Annotated in this window: 21 protein-coding genes; 7 read left to right on the top strand and 14 right to left on the bottom strand. The window is 75.2% G+C overall.

Annotation, left to right across the window (positions count from 1 at the left end; all coding sequences use genetic code 11):
* Nucleotides 1-37: 37 nt before the first annotated feature.
* Nucleotides 38-925, bottom strand: coding sequence for a prohibitin family protein (locus AB0P35_RS05500; RefSeq protein ID WP_363506835.1), 888 nt, complete (start codon nt 923-925; stop codon nt 38-40).
* Between the two features lie 201 nt (nt 926-1,126).
* Here AB0P35_RS05500 and AB0P35_RS05495 point away from each other — a divergent pair, with 201 nt between their 5' ends.
* Entirely contained in the window at nt 1,127-1,576 is a 450-nt protein-coding gene (locus AB0P35_RS05495) for a hypothetical protein (RefSeq protein ID WP_363506832.1), read from the top strand.
* 31 nt (nt 1,577-1,607) lie between these two features.
* Here AB0P35_RS05495 and AB0P35_RS05490 read toward each other — a convergent pair whose 3' ends face one another.
* Together AB0P35_RS05490 and AB0P35_RS05485 are read right to left on the bottom strand one after the other, a co-directional pair.
* Complete coding sequence (locus AB0P35_RS05490) at nt 1,608-1,778, bottom strand: hypothetical protein (protein ID WP_363506829.1); 171 nt, start codon at nt 1,776-1,778, stop codon at nt 1,608-1,610.
* Nucleotides 1,779-1,901: 123 nt separating this feature from the next.
* Nucleotides 1,902-2,285 carry a hypothetical protein gene (locus AB0P35_RS05485; protein WP_363506826.1) on the bottom strand — a complete coding sequence of 128 codons (384 nt, stop codon included), beginning with the start codon at nt 2,283-2,285 and terminating at the stop codon, nt 1,902-1,904.
* 163 nt (nt 2,286-2,448) lie between these two features.
* Between AB0P35_RS05485 and AB0P35_RS05480 the strand changes: the two genes are divergently transcribed.
* Complete coding sequence (locus tag AB0P35_RS05480; protein WP_363506823.1) at nt 2,449-3,444, top strand: LuxR C-terminal-related transcriptional regulator; 996 nt, start codon at nt 2,449-2,451, stop codon at nt 3,442-3,444.
* A gap of 49 nt (nt 3,445-3,493) precedes the next feature.
* Complete coding sequence (locus AB0P35_RS05475) at nt 3,494-4,702, top strand: hypothetical protein (protein ID WP_363506820.1); 1,209 nt, start codon at nt 3,494-3,496, stop codon at nt 4,700-4,702.
* Nucleotides 4,703-4,720: 18 nt separating this feature from the next.
* Here the strand turns inward: AB0P35_RS05475 and AB0P35_RS05470 are convergent, their stop codons facing one another.
* Entirely contained in the window at nt 4,721-5,200 is a 480-nt protein-coding gene (locus tag AB0P35_RS05470; protein WP_363506817.1) for an Lrp/AsnC family transcriptional regulator, read from the bottom strand.
* A gap of 137 nt (nt 5,201-5,337) precedes the next feature.
* Here AB0P35_RS05470 and AB0P35_RS05465 point away from each other — a divergent pair, with 137 nt between their 5' ends.
* The gene (locus AB0P35_RS05465; protein WP_363506814.1) at nt 5,338-6,498 is read left to right on the top strand and encodes a PLP-dependent transferase; all 1,161 of its coding nucleotides are present in this window, start codon (nt 5,338-5,340) and stop codon (nt 6,496-6,498) included.
* Nucleotides 6,499-6,564: 66 nt separating this feature from the next.
* Here AB0P35_RS05465 and AB0P35_RS05460 read toward each other — a convergent pair whose 3' ends face one another.
* From AB0P35_RS05460 to AB0P35_RS05425, 8 genes are all read right to left on the bottom strand, one after another.
* The gene (locus tag AB0P35_RS05460; RefSeq protein WP_363506811.1) at nt 6,565-7,023 is read right to left on the bottom strand and encodes an EamA/RhaT family transporter; all 459 of its coding nucleotides are present in this window, start codon (nt 7,021-7,023) and stop codon (nt 6,565-6,567) included.
* Nucleotides 7,024-7,116: 93 nt separating this feature from the next.
* Nucleotides 7,117-8,961 carry a dihydroxy-acid dehydratase gene (ilvD, locus tag AB0P35_RS05455; protein WP_363506808.1) on the bottom strand — a complete coding sequence of 615 codons (1,845 nt, stop codon included), beginning with the start codon at nt 8,959-8,961 and terminating at the stop codon, nt 7,117-7,119.
* A gap of 140 nt (nt 8,962-9,101) precedes the next feature.
* Entirely contained in the window at nt 9,102-9,869 is a 768-nt protein-coding gene (locus AB0P35_RS05450; protein ID WP_363506805.1) for a class I SAM-dependent methyltransferase, read from the bottom strand.
* On the bottom strand, nt 9,866-10,708 hold the full coding sequence (locus AB0P35_RS05445) for a sugar phosphate isomerase/epimerase (protein ID WP_363506921.1): 843 nt from the start codon (nt 10,706-10,708) through the stop codon (nt 9,866-9,868). Before AB0P35_RS05445 ends, AB0P35_RS05450 begins: the two co-directional genes overlap by 4 nt.
* 465 nt (nt 10,709-11,173) lie before the next feature.
* Nucleotides 11,174-12,130: a Ppx/GppA phosphatase family protein gene (locus AB0P35_RS05440; RefSeq protein ID WP_363506802.1), complete on the bottom strand. Its 957-nt coding sequence runs from the start codon at nt 12,128-12,130 to the stop codon at nt 11,174-11,176.
* A gap of 122 nt (nt 12,131-12,252) precedes the next feature.
* Complete coding sequence (locus tag AB0P35_RS05435; RefSeq protein WP_363506799.1) at nt 12,253-13,536, bottom strand: SUKH-4 family immunity protein; 1,284 nt, start codon at nt 13,534-13,536, stop codon at nt 12,253-12,255.
* Nucleotides 13,533-16,628: a toxin glutamine deamidase domain-containing protein gene (locus AB0P35_RS05430; RefSeq protein ID WP_363506796.1), complete on the bottom strand. Its 3,096-nt coding sequence runs from the start codon at nt 16,626-16,628 to the stop codon at nt 13,533-13,535. The genes AB0P35_RS05435 and AB0P35_RS05430 overlap by 4 nt, the downstream gene beginning before the upstream one ends.
* A gap of 40 nt (nt 16,629-16,668) precedes the next feature.
* Complete coding sequence (locus tag AB0P35_RS05425; RefSeq protein WP_363506793.1) at nt 16,669-17,013, bottom strand: hypothetical protein; 345 nt, start codon at nt 17,011-17,013, stop codon at nt 16,669-16,671.
* Between the two features lie 321 nt (nt 17,014-17,334).
* Between AB0P35_RS05425 and AB0P35_RS05420 the strand changes: the two genes are divergently transcribed.
* Nucleotides 17,335-18,132 carry a hypothetical protein gene (locus tag AB0P35_RS05420; protein WP_363506918.1) on the top strand — a complete coding sequence of 266 codons (798 nt, stop codon included), beginning with the start codon at nt 17,335-17,337 and terminating at the stop codon, nt 18,130-18,132.
* Between the two features lie 27 nt (nt 18,133-18,159).
* On the opposite strand, the gene AB0P35_RS05415 is transcribed toward AB0P35_RS05420, so the two are convergent.
* Together AB0P35_RS05415 and AB0P35_RS05410 are read right to left on the bottom strand one after the other, a co-directional pair.
* A complete protein-coding gene (locus tag AB0P35_RS05415; protein ID WP_363506790.1) occupies nt 18,160-19,323 on the bottom strand; it encodes an NADH-quinone oxidoreductase subunit D in 1,164 nt (387 codons plus the stop codon).
* A 2-nt stretch (nt 19,324-19,325) separates the two neighbouring features.
* A complete protein-coding gene (locus AB0P35_RS05410; protein WP_363506915.1) occupies nt 19,326-20,321 on the bottom strand; it encodes an SAM-dependent methyltransferase in 996 nt (331 codons plus the stop codon).
* A gap of 130 nt (nt 20,322-20,451) precedes the next feature.
* Between AB0P35_RS05410 and AB0P35_RS05405 the strand changes: the two genes are divergently transcribed.
* Together AB0P35_RS05405 and AB0P35_RS05400 are read left to right on the top strand one after the other, a co-directional pair.
* Nucleotides 20,452-21,669, top strand: coding sequence for a sensor histidine kinase (locus AB0P35_RS05405; RefSeq protein WP_095874270.1), 1,218 nt, complete (start codon nt 20,452-20,454; stop codon nt 21,667-21,669).
* A gap of 38 nt (nt 21,670-21,707) precedes the next feature.
* Nucleotides 21,708-22,397 (top strand): response regulator transcription factor, encoded by a 690-nt coding sequence (locus AB0P35_RS05400; RefSeq protein WP_095874269.1) that lies wholly within the window; start codon nt 21,708-21,710, stop codon nt 22,395-22,397.
* The last annotated feature ends 14 nt before the right edge of the window (nt 22,398-22,411 follow it).

Raw genomic sequence — 22,411 nt, 5'->3', positions numbered from 1 at the left:
GTCCGGGGCATGGTGCCCCGGACGCCCGGCCGTGGTGTCAGCGCTTGCTGCCGTCGACGATCACCGGGGAGCCGCCGGTGCCGCAGGGGCTGGCGTACACCGGGTTCTTCTCGGCGGCGGCCTTGAAGGCCTCGATGCACTGGCTCGCCAGGATGCGGTCGGTGAGCGAGTTGGCGATGGCGTTGTTGGCGGCTGCGGTGCTCTCCGACTCGATCTTCCGCTTCTCGGCCTCGGCCTTGGCGGTGCGGACGGCGGCCTCGGCCTGCGCGGTGGCCTGGTCCTGCTGGATCTTCTGGTCGATGGCGTGCTGCAGGCTGTCGCTGGGCTTCACGTTGCGCAGGTTGACGCCGTTGACCAGGATGCCGCGCGGCGCCAGCCGGGCGGTGATCTGCCGCTCGATCTCGGCGCTGATCGCCTCGCGCTCGGAGCTGTAGCCCTCCACGCCGGTGTGCTTGGCGAAGACGTTGCGGACGATCTCCCGGCTGTCGGGGTAGACCAGCCGCCGCTGGACGGCGTCGGTGCTGCCGGCGAGCTTGAACAGGCTCTGGGTGTGCTGCGGGTCCACCGACCACTTCACGGTGATGTCGGCGTAGAGCACGCCGCCCTCGGAGGAGCGGACCTCGATGGTGTCCTTGCCGGTGAGGTCGAGGTCGACCGGCCGGGTCGAGAAGGTGGAGACGTCGGTCAGCGGCGACTTGAGGTGCAGCCCGGGCTGCCAGGTGGCACCGACCTTGCCCAGGGTGGTGGGCACGCCCACCTCGTACGGCTCGACGACGTACACGAAGGTGGCCAGACCCGCGAGCAGGCCGATGCCGGTGGTGACCAGGCCGGCGGCCGTGACGGCGCGGCGGTCGGTGACCTTGCGCCACCTCAGGACGAGCAGGACGGCGCCGGTGAGGAGGAGCAGGACGGCGAGGATCAGCATCTGGGGTCTCTCGGCCGGACGGACAGGACGGCCGCAGCATAGGGAGCCGGAGGCGGCCGGGACACCGGATTCAAATGATGTTCATATGAAGTCGGTCCGGCGTTGGCGGAACATCGGCCCGGCTCCGCCGGGTACACCTCGGGGGAAACTCGGGGATCACCCCTATGGATTTCCAGGGACCGGCGGGCGCACGGTGGAGACATGGGTAACGGAGATTTGTCGCGAAGTGAGAGCCGTCAGGTCGCCGTCGCCGCGGCGACTCTCGGCCCGTGGCGGACGGCAGCGGCCGTCGGCACGGTGGTGGGCGGTGCCGCCCTCGGCGTGGACATCGTCACCGGCAACTGGTCCATGGACATCCTGGCCGGACCGGTCGGCCTCGGCCTGTTCTTCTTCTTCCTCGTCGGCACGGTCGGTGGCCGGATCCGTCGGGACACCGGCGACCGGCGGCTGCAGCGCTGGACCGATGAGCACCCCTGGCAGTCCGCCCTGCCGGCGGCCGGCGCCCTGTGGGTGCTCGACACCCTGGCGATGACCCTGCTCGGCAGCTCCGGGCTGTTCGCCGCCCTGTTCACCTCGCTGCTGCCCGCCGCCCTGCTGCTGGCGGTCGCCGGTGTGGTCGGCTCGGTCAAGCGGGCCCGCAGGCGCGGCTGACCGCGGAGGCCCCCGGGCCCGGGCAGTGGACTCACTCCCAGGCGGTGGTCTCCCACGCCGTGGTCTCCCAGGCGGTGGTGGAACGCGGCACGGCCGTGGTGCGGGTGTCGGCGCCGCCGGAGAGCTGGCCGGCGAGGACGGGGGCGGCGGCGAGGGCCAGAACGCCGACCGCGGCGGCCTTGGCGAGCGAGAGACGAAGCACGGGAGTGGTCCTTCCGGAGGTACGAGCGGGTGGGCCGCCGGTCGGACGTTCCGCGGTGACGCTCCGTCCGGCGCTGCCGGCGGGGTGTCTCCCCCGGCCGGCGATCACCAGCTTCGTCGCAGCTCAGGCCCGGTGGAAGGGATTCCGGCTGGACGGAAGCGGCCGTGGACCGAACCGTCCACCCCGGTCGGATGCGGCCAGCATCCGCTCGTAGAACGGGGCGACCAGCGGCACGCCCACCCGGCCCACGGACCAGCCGGCCAGCGCCGGCAGCAGGCCCGCCGCCCGGTGGCAGAGCGCGGCGGCGGCCTGCTCGGCGCGCTCCAGGTCGTCGGCGAGCACGTACACGCCGATCACCGGCGCGGCGGCCGGCACGGCGTGGACGCAGACGTGCTCGATCCCCTCGTTCGGCAGGGCGAGCGCGGCGACGGCCCGGCCGAGCCCGGCCGGCAGGTCGCCCGGCGGGCCCGCCGCCGGCGGGTGCAGATCGGCATGGACGAGATACATGTCCGAACTCTCGCAAAGCGGTTGAACGATGCACAGGCCCCGTCCGTGGACGTTTCAGGCGCTGGCCGGAAGCGTCCACGGGCGCCCCTGGTGAGCGCCGCCCCCACATGCGACTATCGTTCGTGCCGATCTTCATCGCGCACACACACCGGGGGGAACCGCTGTGCTCACCGCGCTCGGACTCGACACCGCGTCGGAGGCCGTCTACCGAGCCATGCTCGTGCATCCGCGCGAGGGCGTGACGGCGCTCGCGGAGCGGCTGGGCCTGGACCGCGCCGAGGTCCGGCGCAGCCTGGACCTGCTCAGCGAACTGGCCCTGATCCGGCCGTCCTACGAACGCGACGGCGAGCTGTGCGCGGTCGCGCCCGACGTGGGCATGGAACTCCTGATGGCCCGCCAGCAGGCCGAACTGGCCGCACAGCAGCTGCGGATCGAGGCCTCCCGGGCGGCGGCCGCCCAGCTGATCGCGGAGTTCTCCGCCATCGGCCCGTCCGCCTCCGGCCCCGGCGTGGAGCAGTTGGACGGCCTGGACGCCATCCGTGACGCCATCGCCCGGCTGGCCGCCGAGGCGGAGACGGACCTGATGACCTTCGCGCCCGGCGGCGGCCACCGGCCGGAGACGCTGGAGGCGTCCCAGGCCAACGACCGGCGGCTGCTGGACCGCGGTGTGCGGATGCGCTCGCTGTTCCTGGACAGCGTGCGCAACAGCCAGTCGACGGTGGCCTACGCGACCTGGCTGACCGAGCTCGGCGGCGAGGTGCGGACGGCGCCGGAGCTGCCGACCCGGCTGATGATCTTCGACCGTTCGACCGCCCTGGTTCCGGTCAGCAGCGGGGACTCGGCCGCTGCCGCCGTCCTGCTCACCGGCGACGGCACCATGACGGCGCTCTGCGCGCTGTTCGAGAACGTCTGGACCTCCGCGCAGCCGCTGGGGGCCGCACCCCGCCGGGACGACGCCGGGCTGAGCCCCCAGGAGGCGACCGTCGTCCGGCTGCTGGCGCAGGGCCTCACCGACGAGGCGATCGCCAAGCGGATCGGGGTCTCCGCGCGGACGGCCCGCCGGTCGGCCACCGACCTGATGGAGCGCCTCGGCGCGCGCAGCCGTTTCGAGTTCGGCGTCCGGGCGGTCCAGCGGGGCTGGCTGCCGGGCGGGGAGTGACCGACCCCCGGCGTCGGGTGTGTCGGCGGCCGTCTGCATACTGTCCGGCGTGCCGATAGTCGACGATCCCGCTCCACGCCCTGACGACCCGTTCGAGGACCTCGTCCTCGACGAGGACTTCGTCCGCGGCGCCACGGTCAAGGAGCAGTCCGGGCGGTCCCGGATGCTGGCCGCGAAGTGGAAGCGGCAGCCGCCGCGGCCCGAGCCCTGGCGGGCCTCCGCCGACCCCGCTCCGGCCGCCCGGCGGCGGTTCGGGCGACGGCCGAAGCCGGTCGACCCGTGGGGCCGGCCGAAGAAGCGCAACTGGCAGACGCCGCTGTTCGTGGTGCTGGCCGCGGCGGTCACGCTGGCCGCGCTGAACGTGGACCGGCTGCACGGCTGGTACGAGCGGAGCCGGGGCTCCTCGGCGGTGCCCGCGGCCGGGCCCGGCAGCGCCTCGGCGACCGCCGCGCCGCCGACCGCCGACCCCGGCACCCCGACCGTCGACCGCCCGTGGGCCGACTCGCCCGCCGACACCTGGCAGGCCGGCCCGGAGGCCCTGGCGATGCCCGAGGCCAAGGGCGTCGGCGTGTTCGGCAAGGGGGACGTGGCGGGCCTGCTCGGCAAGGTCCGGCAGTACCTGGTGCTGACCAACCTCGACCCGAGGACGATCGCCGGCGAGACCCCGACCGACGCCCTCGCCCTGCTGGACCGCGAGGCGCGCGCCGACCTGGAGAAGGCGCTGGCCCACCCGACCGCGGACCAGGACGCGACCAGCTGGCTGAGCCGCTTCGACCCGCACCGCTCCGTGCCGGTCACCGACGTGGTGAAGGTGCAGGGCCGGACGACCTTCGAGAGCGACGGCGACCGCGGCCTGCTGGTGCACACCGACTACATCTTCGTCTACGCGCTGAAGCCCGGTCCGGACGCCGGCGCGCCGCGGCCCGGCCAGAGCTCCGGCGGCACCGCCAAGCCGGTCGCCTGGAAGACCGGCGGCGGCGTCCGGGTCGAGCGGGAGATCGTCCGCCGTCAGCAGGACTTCCGGTTCTACGACCCGGCCCGGTACCAGGTGCAGCGCGGCAAGCTGGTCCTGGACAAGGGCCGGGCCGACTTCGGCAACAACGTGTGCGACATGGGCAGCGGCTACCTGGAGACGGACTTCAGCATCGGCTTCGACTTCGGCACCGGCGAGCCGCACACCGGCCCGACGGTCGACCCGTACGACCCGAACCGCCCGCTGGACGACCACCAGGGCTGCGGCACGCTGTCGCGCAGCTGACCGCCCGGCCGTCCGGGGTCAGTCGCCGGACACCCCGGCGTCGCCCCGGACATGGCCGAAGATCAGGCTGGTCTCGGTGTGCTGCACCGCCGGATGCGCCGTCAGGTGCTCCAGCACGAAGTCGCGCAGGGCGTCGGTGTCGGCGACCGCGATGTGCAGCAGGTAGTCGTCGGCCCCGGCGAGGTGGTACGCGGCGACCACGCCGGGCAGCCGCGGTATCCCGCCCGCGAAGCTGCGGATCTGCTCCTTGGTGTGCGCGTGCAGCCGCACCGCGATCATCGCCTGGATGCCGAGCCCGACCGCGCCCGGCTCCACCTCGGCGTGGAAGCCGCGGATCACCCCGCGCTCCCGCAGCGCCCGGATCCGGCCCAGGCAGGTGGACGGGGCGATGCCCACCGCCTCGGCGATCGCGTTGTTGGGCATCCTGGCGTCGGCGACCAGCAGGCGCAGGATGGCCCGGTCGACGGGGGCGAGTTCGCGCTGCGGATTCTTCGGCACGGGGCCCACGATCGTCCGCCACCCCGAACATTCGCAAGACCTACCGGCCGGTACTCGAATGTTCTTCCGGACAGTGGCTGCGGCTCGGCGTTCTCTTCACCATGGGGCCACCCCCACACCCCGCCGAGGAGCCACCCATGCCCCACGCCGACACCCGGGCCGTGCACGCCGGCAGAACCGATCTGCGCGGCCTCGGGACCCACGTCCCGCCGATCGACCTCTCCACCACCAACCCCCTCCCCGGCGTGGAGACCGGCGGCGACAGCTACGAGGCACTGGCCACCGGCGGACTCGTCCCGGACGGCGGCAGCGCCGTCTACCAGCGGCTGTGGAACCCGACCACCGCCCGCTTCGAGCAGGCCCTCGCCGAACTCGAGGACTGCGAGCAGTCGGTGGCCTTCGCCTCCGGCATGGCCGCGCTCGCCGCCTGCTTGCTGGCCGCCCGCGCCGAGGGCCGCGGCCACGTCGTCGCGGTGCGACCGCTGTACGGCGGCACCGACCACGTGCTCGCCACCGGCCTGCTCGGCACCGAGGTGACCTGGGCCCGGGCCGGCGAGGTCGCGGCGGCGATCCGCCCCGACACCGGCCTGGTGATCGTGGAGACCCCGGCCAACCCCACCCTGGACCTGGTCGACCTCACCGCCGTCGCCGAGCAGTGCGGGGACGTGCCGCTCCTCGTCGACAACACCTTCGCCACCCCAGTCCTGCAGCGGCCGGTGCACCACGGCGCGACGCTGGTGCTGCACAGTGCCACCAAGTACCTCGGCGGCCACGGCGACGTGCTGGCCGGCGCGGTCGCCACCGACGCCGAGTGGGCGGCGCGGCTGCGCCGGGTCCGCGCGGTGACCGGCGGCATCCTGCACCCGCTCGCCGCCTACCTGCTGCACCGCGGCCTGCAGACGCTGCCGATGCGGGTGCGCCACCAGGCGGCGAACGCGGCCAAGGTGGCGGCCTGGCTGGGCTCCCGCCCCGAGGTCGACCGGGTGTACTTCCCCGGCCTGCCGGAGTGCGACCCGCAGGGCCTGGTCGGCCGGCAGATGTCCGGTGCCGGCTCGGTGCTGGCCTTCTCGCTGCGCGACGGCTACGAGGCCGCGGCCCGCACCGCGGCCGGCTGCGAGCTGATCACCCACGCGGTGTCGCTCGGCGGCGTCGACACCCTGATCCAGCACCCGGCCTCGCTGACCCACCGCCCGGTCGCCCCGGAGGCCCGCCCGCACCCCTCGCTGCTGCGCCTGTCGGTCGGCCTGGAGGAGCCCGAGGACCTCTTCGAGGACCTCGCCCAGGCGTTCGGCAAGTAGCGGCACAACCCCCGGGGGCACGTGGGGGCACCTGAGTCGGCCGTCCTTGTGCCTTGACGGCGGTCGCTACCGCCGCCCGCGGCGGGCCTTCTCGTACGCGGCGCGGTGCACCGCCTCGCCGGGGGCCTCGACCAGGCTGCGGAAGAAGTAGGCGGCGAGCGCGCCGGCACCGCCGATCAGCCAGACCGCGCCCAGCGAGCGGTCCTCGGCCATCCAGCCGTCCAGGCTGTGCCGGCCCTCGGTGAGGGTCTTCCAGGTGCGGATCGCGGCGAGGCAGGAGCAGATCGCGACGGCGCCGATCAGCAGCACGTCGACGAACCGGCCGGCGTCGGAGAGCGCCACCCCGGCGACGGCGAACCGCAGCACCAGGGCGGCGGCCGCGGTGCAGACCAGGGCGCCCAGCGAGACGAGGACGCGGCGCGGCCAGTAGCCGCGGCCGTGGTCGACCCAGGTGGTGCCGAAGAACCGGATCGGCTCCGGCTCGGAGCCGCCGGCGGGCTGCTTGCGGGGGGTGCGCTGGTTCACGGCACCCATTGTCGCCCGGGCCCGGCGCGGAACCGCGGAGGGAGCCGCGCCCCTGCGGGGTGCGGCTCCCTCCGGTCGCGGTCGCGGGCGGGCTCAGCCCAGCTTGCTCACGTCGCGGACGGCGCCCTTGTCGGCGGAGGTGGCCATCGCCGCGTAGGCCTTCAGGGCCTGGCTGACCTGGCGCTGACGGTTCTTCGGCCGGTAGCCGCCCTCGGCCTCCAGCTTGAGCCGGCGCTCGTGCAGCTCCTCGAAGGAGACCTCCAGGCTGACCTTCCGGCCCGGGATGTCGATGGCGATGATGTCGCCGTCCTCGACCAGGGCGATGGTGCCGCCGGAGGCGGCCTCCGGGGAGGCGTGGCCGATCGACAGGCCGGAGGTGCCGCCGGAGAACCGGCCGTCGGTGATCAGCGCGCAGGCCTTGCCTAGGCCGCGGCCCTTGAGGAAGGAGGTCGGGTAGAGCATCTCCTGCATGCCCGGACCGCCCTTGGGGCCCTCGTAGCGGATGACGACGACGTCGCCCTCCTTGATCCGCTTGGCGAGGATCGCCTCGACGGCGTCCTCCTGCGACTCGACGACGACGGCCGGGCCGCTGAACGTCCAGATGGACTCGTCCACGCCGGCGGTCTTCACGATGCAGCCGTCCTCGGCGAGGTTGCCGTACAGCACGGCGAGGCCGCCCTCGACGGAGTAGGCGTGCTCGACGCTGCGGATGCAGCCCTTGGCGGCGTCGGTGTCCAGGGACTCCCAGCGCTCGGACTGCGCGAACGCCTCGGAGGTGCGCTTGCAGCCGGGGGCGGCGTGCCACAGCTCGACGGCCTCGGCGGACGGCGAGCCGCCGCGGACGTCCCAGGTCTTCAGCCACTCGGCGAGCGAGTCGGCGTGCACGGTGTGCACGTCCTCGTTGAGCAGGCCGCCGCGGTACAGCTCGCCGAGGATCGCCGGGATGCCGCCGGCCCGGTGCACGTCCTCCATGTAGTACGAGCCGTTCGGCGCGACCTTGGACAGGCAGGGGACCTTGCGGGAGATCGCGTCGATGTCCCGCATGTCGAAGTCCAGCTCGGCCTCCTGGGCGGCGGCCAGCAGGTGCAGGATCGTGTTGGTGGAGCCGCCCATCGCGATGTCCAGGGCCATGGCGTTCTCGAACGCGGCCCGGGTGGCGATGTTGCGCGGCAGCATGGACTCGTCGTCCTGGTGGTAGTGCCGCTTGGTGATCTCGACGACCGTCTGTCCGGCCCGCTCGTAGAGCGCGCGGCGGGCGGTGTGGGTGGCCAGCACCGAGCCGTTGCCGGGCAGCGACAGGCCGATCGCCTCGGTGAGGCAGTTCATCGAGTTGGCGGTGAACATGCCGGAACACGAGCCGCAGGTCGGACAGGCGTTCTCCTCGATGATCGCGATGTCCTCGTCAGAGACGTTCTCGTTCACCGCCTGCGAGATCGCGTCCACCAGGTCGAGCTTGCGGACGGTGCCGTCGACCAGGGTGGCCTTGCCGGCCTCCATCGGGCCGCCGGAGACGAAGACCGTCGGGATGTTGAGGCGCAGCGCGGCCATCAGCATGCCGGGGGTGATCTTGTCGCAGTTGGAGATGCAGATCAGGGCGTCCGCGCAGTGCGCGTTGACCATGTACTCGACCGAGTCGGCGATCAGGTCGCGCGAGGGCAGCGAGTACAGCATGCCGGCGTGGCCCATCGCGATGCCGTCGTCGACGGCGATGGTGTTGAACTCGCGCGGGATGCCACCGGCCTCCTTGATCGCCTCGGAAACGATCCGGCCGACCGGCTGCAGGTGGGTGTGGCCCGGCACGAACTCGGTGAAGGAGTTGGCCACCGCGATGATCGGCTTGCCGAAGTCCTCCCGGGCTACGCCGGCGGCCCGGAGAAGGGCGCGGGCGCCCGCCATGTTGCGGCCGTGGGTGACGGTACGGGACCTCAGCTCGGGCATGCGCTCCACTCCTTCGGGGCCTGCGGGCGGCCACTGCGCTGGTGGAAGAGGGTGCAGGACCGCTGTCCTACCGAGATTACGCCCCCCGGTCCGGGCGGCGGACGCGCTGTCCGCGATGCGGTCAGCGCGCGTCCGCCGGTTCACGCCCGGGTGCGGGCCACGAAGAGGTCGAGAACGTACGGCTCGGTCAGCATCCCGTCCGGGTGCCCGGCCAGCAGGGCGGCCCGCTCCGCCGCCAGCACCGGCGCCTGCTGCTCGGGCGGCAGCACGGCGAAGTACGAGCGCGAGCCGAGGTCGGCCAGGTGGCTGTCGACGGTGACCTGCCGGGCCCAGTGCAGCCTGGCGGTCTTCACCCGCAGCCCGCGGGCGGCCAGCGGCTCGGCGAAGGCGGTCAGCGTGGAGCCGTAGAAGTGGTACGAGGGCAGGGCCGCGGCGAGCCGGCGTTCCTGCTCGGCGATCCAGCCCTCGGCGCGGTCCTTGACGTTCCACCACAGCGCCAGCGCGCCGCCCGGCCGCAGCACCCGCAGCGCCTCGGGCACCGACCGCTCCGGGTCGGTCCAGTGGAAGGCCTGGGCGTAGGTGACCAGGTCCGCGGAGTCGTCGTGGCAGGGCAGGTCGTCGCCGACGCCCTTGACCACCGGGATGTCCGGCGAGACGGCCCGCAGCCGGGCGGCCATGCCGCCGCTCGGCTCCACGGCGAGCACCCGGGCGCCGCGGGCCGCCAGCAGCCGGCTGGCGATGCCCGTCCCGGCTCCCACGTCCACCACGTCCGCACCGGCGAGCGGACGGCCGGCCAGCCGCTCCAGCTCGTCGAAGAGCCCGTCCGGGTAGGACGGCCGCGCGGCGTCGTACTGCTCGGCCACCGGCCCGAACGAGAGGGCGTGCGCCTGCTGCTGAATATCCGTCACGTCCGGCCTCCCTCGGCCCCGGGGACGGGCCGGCCGCGGAGCTGCCGGGCCGGGGTCGCCAGGTGGAGCCGGGTGAAGGCGAGTGCCTCCGCCAGGTCGGCCTCCCGCTCGGCGGCCGAGGCCGACCGCCGGGTGTTGACCTCCAGCACCACGTGCCCGTCGAAGCCGCTGCGGGCGAGGCGCTCCAGCAGGGTCGCGCAGGGCTGCTTGCCGCGGCCCGGGATCAGGTGCTCGTCCTTGCCGGAGCCCGAGCCGTCGGCGAGGTGGATGTGGGCGAGCCGGTCCCCCATCCGGTCGGCCATCTCCAGGGCGTCGATCCGCGAGGTCGCCGCGTGCGAGAGGTCGATGGTGAAGTGCCGGTACTCCTCGTCGGTGACGTCCCAGCCCGGCGCGTAGGCGAGCATCTCGCGGTCCTTGTAGCGCCACGGGTACATGTTCTCCACCGCGAAGCGGACGTCCGTCTCCCCGGCCATCCGGCCGATCCCGGCGACGAACTCCCGCGCGTACTGCCGCTGCCAGCGGAACGGCGGGTGGACGACCACGGTGTCCGCGCCGAGCCGCTCCGCGGCGGCCCGGGCGCGGACCAGCTTGGTCCACGGGTCGGTGGTCCACACCCGCTGGGTGATCAGCAGGCAGGGGGCGTGCACGGCGAGGATCGGCATGCCGTGGGCGTCGGAGAGCCGGCGCAGCGCCTCGACGTCCTGGCTGACCGGGTCGTTCCAGACCATGACCTCGACGCCGTCGTAGCCCAGCCGGGCGGCCAGCTCGAAGGCGGTCTCGGTGGTCGACGGGTACACCGAGGCGGTGGAGAGCGCCACCTTGGTGTCCGGGACGTGCACGGCGGGGTGCGGCGGCAGCACCAGCCGGTCGGTGGTGCGCAGCAGGGGCGGCCGGTCCGGCTCCTTGCGGCGGGCCTCCTTCACGGCGCGGGCGACCTTGGCGACCTTGGCGGTCCGCGCGGCGGTGGCGGACTGCACGGACTTCGCGGAGCGGGCCGTCCGGGAGGCGGCTCCCTTGGCCGTCCGGGAGGCCGCGCCCTTGGCCGTGCGGGAGGCCGCGGCGGCGCGCTCGCCGAGCGTGCCGTCCTTGCCGCCGCCGACGCGCCGCGGCGGGGTGCCGGCCTTGGCCCGGCGCGGCCCGGAGGCCTGCCGCGCGCCGTCCTCGGCCGCGCGGCCGCCCGGCGATGCGTCGTCGTCCGCTGCTTCCGCCACGGGACACAGGGTATGCGGCGGCGCGGACGAATGGGGCAGAGCCGGAGGAAGCGTGGGCCAGGTCTCACCCGGCGGGGCGCCTGCGGCGGGCCGTCAGGAGGTGAGCGCAGGCCTCCGGTCGGCCGGGGTGTCGAGGGCGTCGAGCCGGCGCAGGATGATGCCCTCGCGCAGCGCCCACGGGCAGATGTCCAACTCGTCGAGGCCGAAGAGGTCCATCGCGGCGTCGGCGACGAGCGCCCCGGCGAGCAGTTGCCGGGCGCGGCCCTCGGAGACGCCGGGGATGCGGGCGCGCTCCGCGACCGTCATGGTGGCGAGCCGCGGCAGCCAGGCGGAGAGGCCGCTGCGGGTGAGCCTGCGCGGCACCCGGGGGCCGGCGTCGGTCGGCGCGGCGCCGGCCATCCGGGCCAGCTGCTTGAAGGTCTTGGAGGTGGCGACGGCGTGGTCCGGCGCGTTCTGTCTGGTGAACTCGCCGACCACGTTCGCGATCTCGGCGCGGATGTGGCGGCGCAGCTCCCGGAGGTCCCCCGGGTCGGCGACGTCGCCGGGCAGCCGGGCGGTGAGCCGGCCGGCGCCGAGCGGCAGCGAGGCGGCGATGTCGGGCTGCTCGTCGAGGCCGCAGGCGATCTCCAGCGAGCCGCCGCCGATGTCCAGGTTGAGCAGCCGGCCGGAGGACCAGCCGAACCAGCGGCGGACGGCCAGGAAGGTGAGCCGGGCCTCGTCCTGGCCGGAGAGCACCCGCAGTTCGATGCCGGTCTCCTCGGTGACCCGTTGCAGCACGGCCTCGCCGTTGGCGGCCTCCCGCACGGCCGAGGTGGCGAACGGCAGTATCTCGACGACGCCCTTGTCCTCGGCGACGGAGATCGAGGAGGACACCATGGACACCAGCCGGTCGACGCCGACCGGGGTGATCGCCCCGTCCTCGTCGAGCAGCTCGGCCAGCCGGAGCTCGGCCTTGTGCGAGTACGCCGGAACAGGGGCGGCACCGGGGTGCGCGTCCACCACGAGGAAGTGGACGGTGTTGGAGCCCACGTCGAGAACACCGAGTCGCATAGGGGTCCACGCTACGCGATCCGGGCCGCCCACCTGCCCGGATCCCCCGTTCCGACGCCTCGGCGCCGCCGAAGGCCCGGGCGGAGGCCCGGACGGAGGCCTCCGGAACGGTCCCGGAACGGTCAGAGCAGGCCGTGCCAGAGCTGTTCGACGATCACCGCCCACCAGTTCTCCGGGTCGGTGAAGACGGTGCGGTCGACGGCGGCCAGGGCCCACTGGAGTTCGGCGACGGCGGGGCCGGCCGCGTAGGGGTGGAGTCCGCGCAGCGCGGGGAGGCGTTCGGCGAGCAGCAGCAGGCAGCGGACGAAGGCGGTCACGTCGGCGTTGCAGTAGCGGGCCGCGGCGGTGTCCGGGTCGACCGCCCGGACGCGTCCTTGCAGGGTGTCGACGGTGATCAGGGCCCAGCCGTCGGTGCCCAGCACGACCTGGCCGAGCAGGGCCTGCCGCGCGTCGGCGGTGGCCCGGGTGCCACGGGCCAGCGCGGCGAGGCGGGCGGCGGCCTCGGGCAGCACCGGGTCGGTGCGGGTGCCGTCCTGCACCCCGTCCGGCTCGGGGTGGTGCAGCGCGAAGAAGCCCTCGACGGCGACCGGCAGGCCGACGTCCAGCAGCGGCCGGGCGACCGCCTCCGGCAGGTCGGCGTCCGCCACCGCCGCGGCGTCGAAGCGGCGGACGCCCTGCGGGCCGAACCGCGCCGCGAGCCGCTCGGCCAGTGCCCGTCCGCTCTCCGGCTGGGCCGGCGGCACCGAGCGCGGGAACGGCACCCGGTTGGGCCGGACGCCCTCCTGCGGCGGCACCGCCCGGACGGCCTGCGCCCGGCGGTCGAACCACGGCCCGTACGCCAGGTCGTGGGTGAGCCGGACGTGCGGCAGGGCGGCGGCCAGCCCGTGCGCGGCGTACCCGCCGGGCAGGGCGGCGGGCCGCAGGTCGGTGTGCACGCCGAGCACGTCCTCGGCGGGCACACCCTGCTCGCGGAGGCGTTCGGCGGCGCGCAGCGCCGGGTGCGGCAGGCCGGTCGCGGACTGCACGACGAGGGTGTGCACCTCGCCGAGGGCGTCCCGGTAGCGCAGCTCGGCCCGGGCGCCGGGCCCGGTGGCGGGCGGCAGCGCCGGGTCGTAGTCGCCGGCGCCGAGGAAGTCGCGGTACATCCGGACCACGTCCGGCACCGGGACGGACGGCCAGACGGTGAGCGCGCCGGTGAGCCGGTCGACCACGCCGCAGGCGGCGCCGATCTCCTGCGGGGCGCGCCGGACGCCGGTGAACGGGTTGACGTGGGCGGGTGCCGGCTCCGGCCACACCACCCAGCCGTGCTCGAACTCGTGGCTGTGCACCCGGCGTGCCCCCTCCGCGGGGAGCGCGCCGTTGATCCAGCGGTGGGCGGCCTCCAGGGCCTGCTCGCGGGTGGTCATCGGCGGGCGCTCCCGGCGGCGGTGCGGTGGATGGTGAGCCGGGACCGCGGCGGGGCGGGCTCGGCTTGGCGGGCGGGTTCAGGGGCCGGTTCCGGGGCGGGCTCCGGCTCCGGGGCGGGCTCCGGTTCCGGCGCGGGCGCGGCGGTGGCCGCCACCTCGGCCGGGGTGGCCGCCGCGGCGATGTCCAGCGGCCTGCACTCGGCGTCCAGGGCGATCGCCCACAGTCCGTTCCCGGCGCTGTGCAGCGGCTCGGGGCCGCTGCGGCCGGTCTGGTGGTCGAGCCAGGTGAGCCGCTCGCCGTGGTTGACCACGTTCCACAGGTGGGGGCGCTTGAAGTCGTCCAGGGTGAGCAGCACCGCCTGGGCGCCGGGGCCGGAGCGCAGCAGTGTCTCGGCGACCCGGGCGAACGCACCCTCGCCGGCCCCGAGGTCGTGGAACTGCGCGCCGAGTTCGCGCTCGGCGCGGTCGCGGCCGCCGTACTCCCCGGCCGGGCCGTCGGGCAGCCGTGGTGCGGAGCAGACCGGCAGGCCGGAGAAGGTGTCGACCGAGGAGAGCGCCACGTCGACGGTGTTGTTGGCGCGGCCGGGCTCGCGCGGGCCGCCGCCGTTGAGCACCTCCGTCCAGCCGCCGGCCGGGTCGGGGTGGAGTGCGGGGGTGCCGTCCGGGCGGCGGGGCACCAGTCGCTCGACCTCGGCCTGGTGGGCCGGGTCGACCGGGCCGAGCCCGCCGGGCAGGCCGTACGGGCGGCCGTCGGCGATGCCGCGGACGGGGACGGGCTCGGCCGGCGCGCCCTCCTGGAGGCGTCCGGCGCGGGCGGCCAGGTAGGCCGCGGCGACCTGGCCGGGGTGCAGCACCGGGACGACGGTCGGGCCGGTGTGCTGCTCCAGGCCGAGGAGGTCGGGGCGGCGGCGGAGCTCGCCGCTCTCGCCGAGCCGGAACGGCAGCGGGGTCTGGGCCGTGCCGCCCGCCCCGGCACCGGGCGCGGCCGCACCGGGCGGGCCTGCCGGGGTGCGGGGTGCCGCGCCGGGGGTGCCGACGACCGCGCCGACCACACCGGAGGAGCCGCCCTGTGCGCCGGGCTGCCCCGCCGCACCGGGGGCCGCCGCACCGGGCACCGCGGTGCCGGGCGCGCCCGCCCCGCCCGGGCCGGGGGCACCGGCGGCCGGGGCTCCGGCGACGGGGGTGCCGCCGGTGACAGGGGCGCCGCCCACAGGTGCGCCGACGGGTGCGCCGACCGGCGGGACGGCCGTGCCGGCGACCGGGCCCGCACCGGCGGCGGGTCCGCCGGCCACGGGGCCGAGCGGGAAGCCGGAGCCCGCCGCGGGGCCCGTGGGCGTGCCCGGTCCGACGGGGTCGCCGCCGTGCCAGCCGCCGCCGGTCGGCGCCTCGGCGGGCGGCGGGCCGTAGGTCGGGAGCGAGGGCGGGGCGACCGCCACCGAGTCGGTGTGCACCGAGATCGGGCCGGGGTGCGGCGCGGCGGGCGGCAGGTCGTAGCCGTCCGGCTCGTAGGCCGCGGGCGCCGGTGCGTGGTGGGCGCCGCCGACCGGGCCGCCGTAGCCGCCGGTGTAACCACCGGAGCCGCCGCGGTGGCCGCCGGGGTCGGCGACCGGGGTCTGGACGACCGCCTGCGGTGCCGCGGTCACCTGCACCCCGGCCGCGGGGGCGGCCTGGAGGTCGACGTCGAGGAGGGGACCGTTCCGGCTGTGGCCGCGGCCTGCCGGGCCGTCGATGCCGGCGGTGTCGATGCCGGGGGCCTCGGTGCCGGGGAGGTTCGTTCCCGGGGCGCCGTGGGCGCCCGGTCCGGTGCCCAGGTCGGCGGCGGCCACCGGGAGGCCGTCCGCGCCGAGGCGGACGCCGTCGGGGCCGACCTCGGCGTCCACCAGCGGGCGGCCGTCCCGGTCCACGCCGGCGACCACCGGGCGGCCGTCGGCGTCGGTGAGCAGCTTGCCGTCCTTGCCGACGGCGAGGCCGCCGGCCGGGTTGCCCTCGGCGTCCAGCATGACCGGGCGGCCGTGCCCGTCGAGGACGGGCCGGCCGTCCTTGCCGACGGCCAGCGACAGGCCGGTGTCGCCGACCGCGCCGTCGGCGGCGACGGTCAGCGGCCGGCCCCGGGCGTCGGTGAGCGGCTTGCCGTCGGCGCCGAGCGCGAGCCCGGCGACCGGGGCGCCCGCGGCGTCCAGCAGGACGGGCTTGCCGTCGGCGCCGAGCACCGGGCGGCCGTCCGCGCCCACCTCGACGCTGACCCCGTCCACGGCCGGCAGCCGCTTGCCGTCGGCGCCGAGCAGCACCGGGCGCCCCTGCCCGTCGACCGCCACCGTGCCGTCCGGGTTGAGCGCCGCGGAGACGCCGCGCACACCGGCCACCGCGGCGGCCCCGCCGACGGCGGTGCCGGCCAGCTTCCCGGTGAGCTCGCCGCCCGAGCGGGCGGCGCTGAGGGTGCGGAACTCGCCGTGCTTCCCGGCGCCGTCCGCCTGCGCGATCCGCTCCAGGGCGGTGACGGCGGGCTCCTTCAGGGCGGCCTGCAGGCCGTCCTTCATCTCCCGGCCGAGTTCCGCGAGCAGCGCGGTGACCTTGATCTTCGCCGCCTCGACCGCGATCGCCTCGCCGGCCTCGGCGGCCGCGCCCTTGACCGTGCCGACGACCTGCCCGACCAGGCCGACGAGCCCCTCCCCCTGCGCGGCCTTCACCTGGGCGGCGGCCGCGGCCTCCGCCTTGTCGGCCTGCGCGATCTCCTCGGCGAGGCCGGTCAGCACCGAGACCAGCTCGGCCTTGCAGGTGTCGACGGCCGCGGCGGCCTTGTCGAAGGCCCCGGCGATCACCTCGGCGGCGCCGTGCGCGTCGTCCAGGTGGCCGCGGCCGCCGCCGCTGAAGCCGCGCCAGTGCTCGGCGAACGCCTCGACCGCGGGACCGGCGTTCTCGCCGGTGACGCGCTCGGCCGCGGCGCCGCCGCGGCGGCCCAGCCGCTCGGCCTCCGTGCCGAACTCGCGCCACAGGCAGCCCGCGCGGCGCAGCGCGTCCTCGTCGGCCTCCGGCCAGTGGCGGCCGAGCCGGGCCATGACCGGGGCCAGCTCCTCGGGCAGGTTCCTGGGCATGTGGTCCCCCTTCGGTGGTGCGGCTTGACGGTCCGTCGACTCAGAGCGCGGCGGGGGCCGCGCCGGTTCCCGGGTCCAGGGTCCGGAAGGCGTCGCGGTTGCCCTGCTCGTTGTGCTCGGCGTTGTCGGCCATGGTGTGCAGGCCGGCCCCGATGCCGCCGAGGCGGTCGGCCAGGCCCTGCAGTCCGGCCAGCACGCCCTCCCGGGCGCCCTCGTACGTCTCCCCGAAGCCCTTGCCCGGCTCGTCCCGCCCCCAGGGGGTGCCGAGGCCGGCCAGTCCGTTCTCCAGGTCGAGCGCCGCCCGCGCGAAGTCGTTCGAGACGGTCTCGAACTCCCGCCCCTCGCCGTGCAGTTCCCAAGGCTTCAACAGAACCCTGTCGGCCATCCCCGTCCCCCGTCGTCGCGTCGCGTCCCCGTACGCAGCCGTCTGCAGCCCGCCATCCTAGGCCCCGGACATGAGGCGGCCGGGGCCGCGGTGAGCCTCTTCACCCTGCCTTCACGACCGGGCGGACGCCTGCGCACGGCCCGTGCACGGCCGGTGCGGACCGGGTGCCGGGCAGGTGTGCCGCCGGTGCGCGGCTCCGGCGCCGCCGGGAAACGGCGGCCGAGGCCATACCCTTGCAGCGTGGCAGCAGCAGACACCGCAGAGCACAAGAAGTCCGGGAAGAACGGCAAGCGGCCGGCCTCGACCACGGTCGACCTCGCGATGCCGACCGTACGGGCCGAGGTCCCGCTCGACTTCGCACGCGCCTGGGCCGAGTTCACCGACCCGGCCGACGAGGAGCAGGTGTTCCGCTGCGACCTCACCTGGCTCACCTCCAACTGGGGCTGCATCTTCGGCCAGGGCTGCCACGGCATCGAGGAGGGCCGCGGCGCCTCCGACGGCTGCTGCACCCTCGGCGCCCACTACTCCGACGAGGAGGACGAGCAGCGGGTCGCCGGCCACGCCGCCCGGCTCACCCCGGACATGTGGGAGAACCACCCGCACGGCACCGACGCGAAGGGCCGGATCCGGCTCGACGGCGGCATCACCATGCTCGACGAGGACGGTGACCGGCAGACCCGGCGGATCGACGGCGCCTGCCTCTTCCGCAACAGCCCCGGCTTCCCCGGCGGGGCGGGCTGCGCGCTGCACATCCTGGCCCTGCAGGAGGGCCGCGAGCCGCTGGAGACCAAGCCGGACGTCTGCTGGCAGCTCCCCGTCCGCCGCACCTACGACTGGATCGACCGCCCCGACGACACCCGCTACCTGCAGGTGACCATCGGCGAGTACGACCGCCGCGGCTGGGGCCCGGGCGGCCACGACCTGCACTGGTGGTGCACCGGCAGCCCCGAGGCGCACAACGCACCGGACCCGGTCTACGTCAGCTACCGCGCCGAACTCACCGAACTGATGGGACCCGAGGCGTACGCCGTCCTGGTCGCCCTCTGCGAGCAGCGCATCGCCACCAAGGGCCACAAGAAGCTCGCCCCCCACCCCGCGGACAACCCTGCGGGCAAGTAGGGGCGGCCCCGAATTCGGGGTTTCCCGCTACTTGTCGATGTCGCCGACGACGAAGAACATCGAGCCGAGGATGGCGACCATGTCGGCGACCAGGGTGCCCGGCAGGAGTTCGGTCAGGGCCTGGATGTTGTTGTACGAGGCGGAGCGGAGCTTGAGCCGCCAGGGCGTCTTGTCGCCGCGGGAGACCAGGTAGTAGCCGTTGATGCCGAGCGGGTTCTCGGTCCAGGCGTAGGTGGTGCCCTCGGGGGCCTTGAGGACCTTGGGCAGCCGCAGGTTGACCGGCCCCGGGGCGATCCCGTCGAGGCGGTCGAGGCAGGCGTCGGCGAGGTCGAGGGAGTTGGCGGACTGCTCCAGCAGGCACTCGAAGCGGGCCAGGCAGTCGCCCTCCTCCCGGACCACGACGGTGAGCAGGTCGGCGAGCTCGCCGTAGGCGAGGTAGGGCTCGTCGCGGCGGAGGTCGAAGTCGACGCCGCTGGCGCGGGCGATCGGCCCGCTGACGCCGTAGGCGTGGACCTGCTCGCGGGTGAGCACGCCGACCCCGGCGGTGCGGCCGCGGAAGATCTCGTTGCCGAGGACGAGGTTCTCGTAGACCGGGAGCTGCTTGCGGACGGCGTCGACGGCGTGCCGGACGCGGCCGAGCCAGCCGGCCGGCAGGTCCTCCTTGAGGCCGCCGACCCGGTTGAACATGTAGTGCATGCGGCCGCCGGAGGCCTCCTCCATGACGTGCTGGAGTTCCTCGCGGCCGTGGAAGGCGTGGAAGATCGGGGTGATGCCGCCCAGCTCCAGCGGGTAGGAGCCGAGGAACATCAGGTGGTTGAGCACCCGGTTGAGCTCGGCGAGCAGGGTGCGGATCCACACCGCCCGCTCGGGGACCTCCATGCCGAGCATCCGCTCGACGGCGAGGACCACGCCGAGTTCGTTGGAGAAGGCGGAGAGCCAGTCGTGCCGGTTCGCCAGCATGATGATCTGGCGGTAGTCGCGGGCCTCGAAGAGCTTCTCCGCACCGCGGTGCATGTAGCCGATGACCGGCTCCGCGGTGACGATCCGCTCGCCGTCCAGCACCAGCTTCAGCCGCAGCACGCCGTGCGTGGACGGGTGCTGCGGGCCGATGTTGAGCACCATGTCGCTGGTGCCCAGCTCGCCCGTGAGCTGCTGCGCGCCCGCGCCGATGCCGACCGTGGTCTCCCTCATGGCTACAGAGTCTGCCACCCCGCGGGTGCGGGAAGTCCCGCCAGGCTCCGCGGTACCGGCATGCGGACGGCCTGGGCGAGCCAGCCGAAGCCGCCGAGTCCGGCCGGGTCGGTCAGTTCGGCGGCCTCGCCGGCTCCGCCGAGGGCCCGCAGGTAGCCGGCCGGGTCGGTGGAGGCGAGGGCGAGCGGGGGCCGTCCGCCGTACACGCCGAGGGCGTGCAGTGCGGCCCGCTGCGTTGTCCACAGGCTGTGGACAACGGGGACGGCGGCCGCGTCGAGGGCGACGTGCGCGGTGACGTCGCAGCTGCCGTCGGGGACGGGCCGGACCTCGCGTCCGGCGCGGAAGCCGGCGAGGGTGCCGAAGAGCGGGCGGTCGGCGGCGCTGTGGGCGTAGTCGACGGCGACGGCGAGGCCGCGGTCGAGGGCGGCGACGGCCGAGGCCCAGGCCTCGTCGCGGGTGCGGCCGAGTTCGACGCGTTCGCCGTCCGGCCACCAGCGTGCGGCCCAGGCGGCGTCAGCCTCCTCCAGCGGTCCGCCGAGCCGCTCCTCGCCGTCGGGGCCGACCTCGACGTAGCGCAGCAGGCCGTCCTCGTCGGGTTCGGCGATGTCGAGGGGCACGTTGTCGAGCCACTCGTTGGCGAAGAGCAGGCCGGTCAGGCCGGTCGGCAGGGTGTCCGTCCACCGCACGGCCGCGGGCAGGCCGGCGGGGCGGTCGGCGAGTTCGACGGCGTAGGGGCGGACCCGGGCGGCGAGCCCGGGGTCGAGGGCGGCGAGCACGCCGGCGAGGAGTTCGCCGCGGCCGGCGCCGACGTCGACGAGGGCGAGTTCGGCGGGGCGGCCGAGCGCCTCGTCGGTCTCGGCGAGCAGCCGGGCGACCGCGCCGGCGAACAGCGGGGAGGCGTGCACGGAGGTGCGGAAGTGCCCGGCGGGCCCCTCCGGGCCCCGGTAGAAGCCGTCCGCGCCGTACAGCGCCTCCTCCATGGCAGGCCGCCACCGCATCCAGGTCACGGGGGTCGACGCTACCGGTCGGCGGGGGTGTCCCGGCGGGGGGCGTCTCCACCCTGCGACGGATGGCGGATCGCCCTCGCGGCGGACCTGGGGGTGCGGTGCGACTGCCTAGGCTTGGAGCGTGCATCGACTCAACGCCTGGCTCCGCCGTCACCCGATGGTGGTCGACTCCGCCTGGGCGCTGGTGGTCCTCCTGCTCGGCCTGCTGTCCGACTTCTCCGATTCGGACCGGCAGCTCTACGGCGGCCTGGCCTTCTCGCTGGCGATCGCCGCGCTGATGGTGGTCCGGCGCCGGTATCCGGACCTGGCCGCGGCCGGCGGCACCGCGCTGGGGCTGGGGCAGCTCGTCCTGAACGTGACACCGGGCGCCTCGGCCATCGGCTACCTGGTGTTCGCGTACACCGGCGCGGCCTTCGGGTCCCGGTGGGCGTCCCGGCTGGTGCTGGCGGTGGGCCTGGTGGCCGGGCCGCTGACGCTGTGGCGGTTCGACAACAGCGGCGACCCGGTGCCGGACGACCCGTCGCCGCCGCCCGGCCCGAGCACCTGGCAGCTGGTGTTCGTGGCGGTGCTGATGTCGACGCCGTTCGTGCTGTGCTGGGCGTGGGGCCGGCTGACCCGGGTCCGCGGGGCCTATCTGATCGAGCTGGAGGACCGGGCGGCCCGGCTGGAGCGCGAGCGGGACGCGCAGTCGAAGGTGGCGGTGGCCGCCGAGCGCGCCCGGATCGCCCGGGAGCTGCACGACGTGGTCGCGCACAACGTCTCGGTGATGATCGTTCAGGCCGACGGCGCCGCCTACGTGCTGGACAACTCGCCGCAGCAGGCGAAGGAGGCGCTCAGCACGATCGCGGCCACCGGGCGTCAGGCGCTGGTGGAGATGCGCCGGCTGCTCGGGGTGCTGCGGACGTCGGAGACGGCCGAGGAGTACGTCCCGCAGCCCGGCGTGGAGGAGCTGCCGGAGCTGCTGGAGCAGGTCCGCACCGCGGGTCTGCCGGTGGACTTCGCGACCTCGGGCGAGCCGCGGGAGCTGCCCCGCGGTCTGGAGCTGACGGTGTACCGGATCGTCCAGGAGGCGCTGACCAACGTGCGCAAGCACGGCGGTCCGGGCGCCCGTGCCCGGGTCGCCGTGGACTTCGGCGACCGCGATCTGGAGGTGCTGGTCGAGGACGACGGCCGCGGCACCACGGCGGAGCAGCTCGACGGTGGTGCCGAGGGGCCGGGGCATGGTCTGATCGGCATGCGCGAGCGGGTCGGCATGGTGAGCGGCAGTCTCGACATCGGCCCCCGGCCGGGCGGCGGCTTCCGGATCCGGGCCGTCCTCCCCCTCAAGGCCGCCGGCTGAGGCCGGGGCACGACCGCACAGGTGAAGGAGTACCGACCGTGACCATCCGCGTGATGCTCGTGGACGACCAGGAGCTGCTCCGTACGGGCTTCCGGATGGTCCTGCAGTCGCAGGGCGACATCGAGATCGCCGCCGAGGCGGGCGACGGCGCGCAGGCGCTGGAGCGGCTCGCGGAGACGGAGGTCGACGTGGTGCTGATGGACGTCCGGATGCCGAGGCTGGACGGCGTGCAGGCCACCCGGCGGATCTGCCTGGACGACTCCGGTGCGCCGCTGCCGGACGCGCCGCACGTGCTCATCCTGACCACCTTCGACCTGGACGAGTACGCATTCGCCGCGCTGAAGGCGGGGGCCAGCGGCTTCCTGCTGAAGGACGTCCCGCCGACCGAGCTGGTCGCGGCGATCCGCGCGGTGCACGGCGGTGACGCGGTGGTCGCGCCGACCACCACCCGCCGGATGATCGACCGCTTCGCGCAGGTGCTGCCGACGCCGTCGACGGCGCCCGGCTCGCCGGTGCTGGAGCCGCTCACCGACCGTGAGCGGGAGGTGTTCCTGCTGGTGGCGCAGGGCCTGTCGAACAGCGAGATCGCGGCCCGGCTGACGCTGTCGGAGGCCACCGTGAAGACGCACGTCGGCCGGATCCTGGCCAAGCTGGGCCTGCGCGACCGTGTCCAGGCCGTGGTGCTGGCCTACGAGAACGGGCTGGTCAGGGCCGGCGCGGCGGACTGACCCGCCGGCCGGGC

The sequence above is a fragment of the Kitasatospora sp. NPDC085879 genome (genome assembly GCF_040686255.1).
Taxonomy (GTDB): domain Bacteria; phylum Actinomycetota; class Actinomycetes; order Streptomycetales; family Streptomycetaceae; genus Kitasatospora.
Note: the sequence above shows the minus strand (reverse complement) of the source record. Positions and strands in the feature narration are given on the sequence as shown.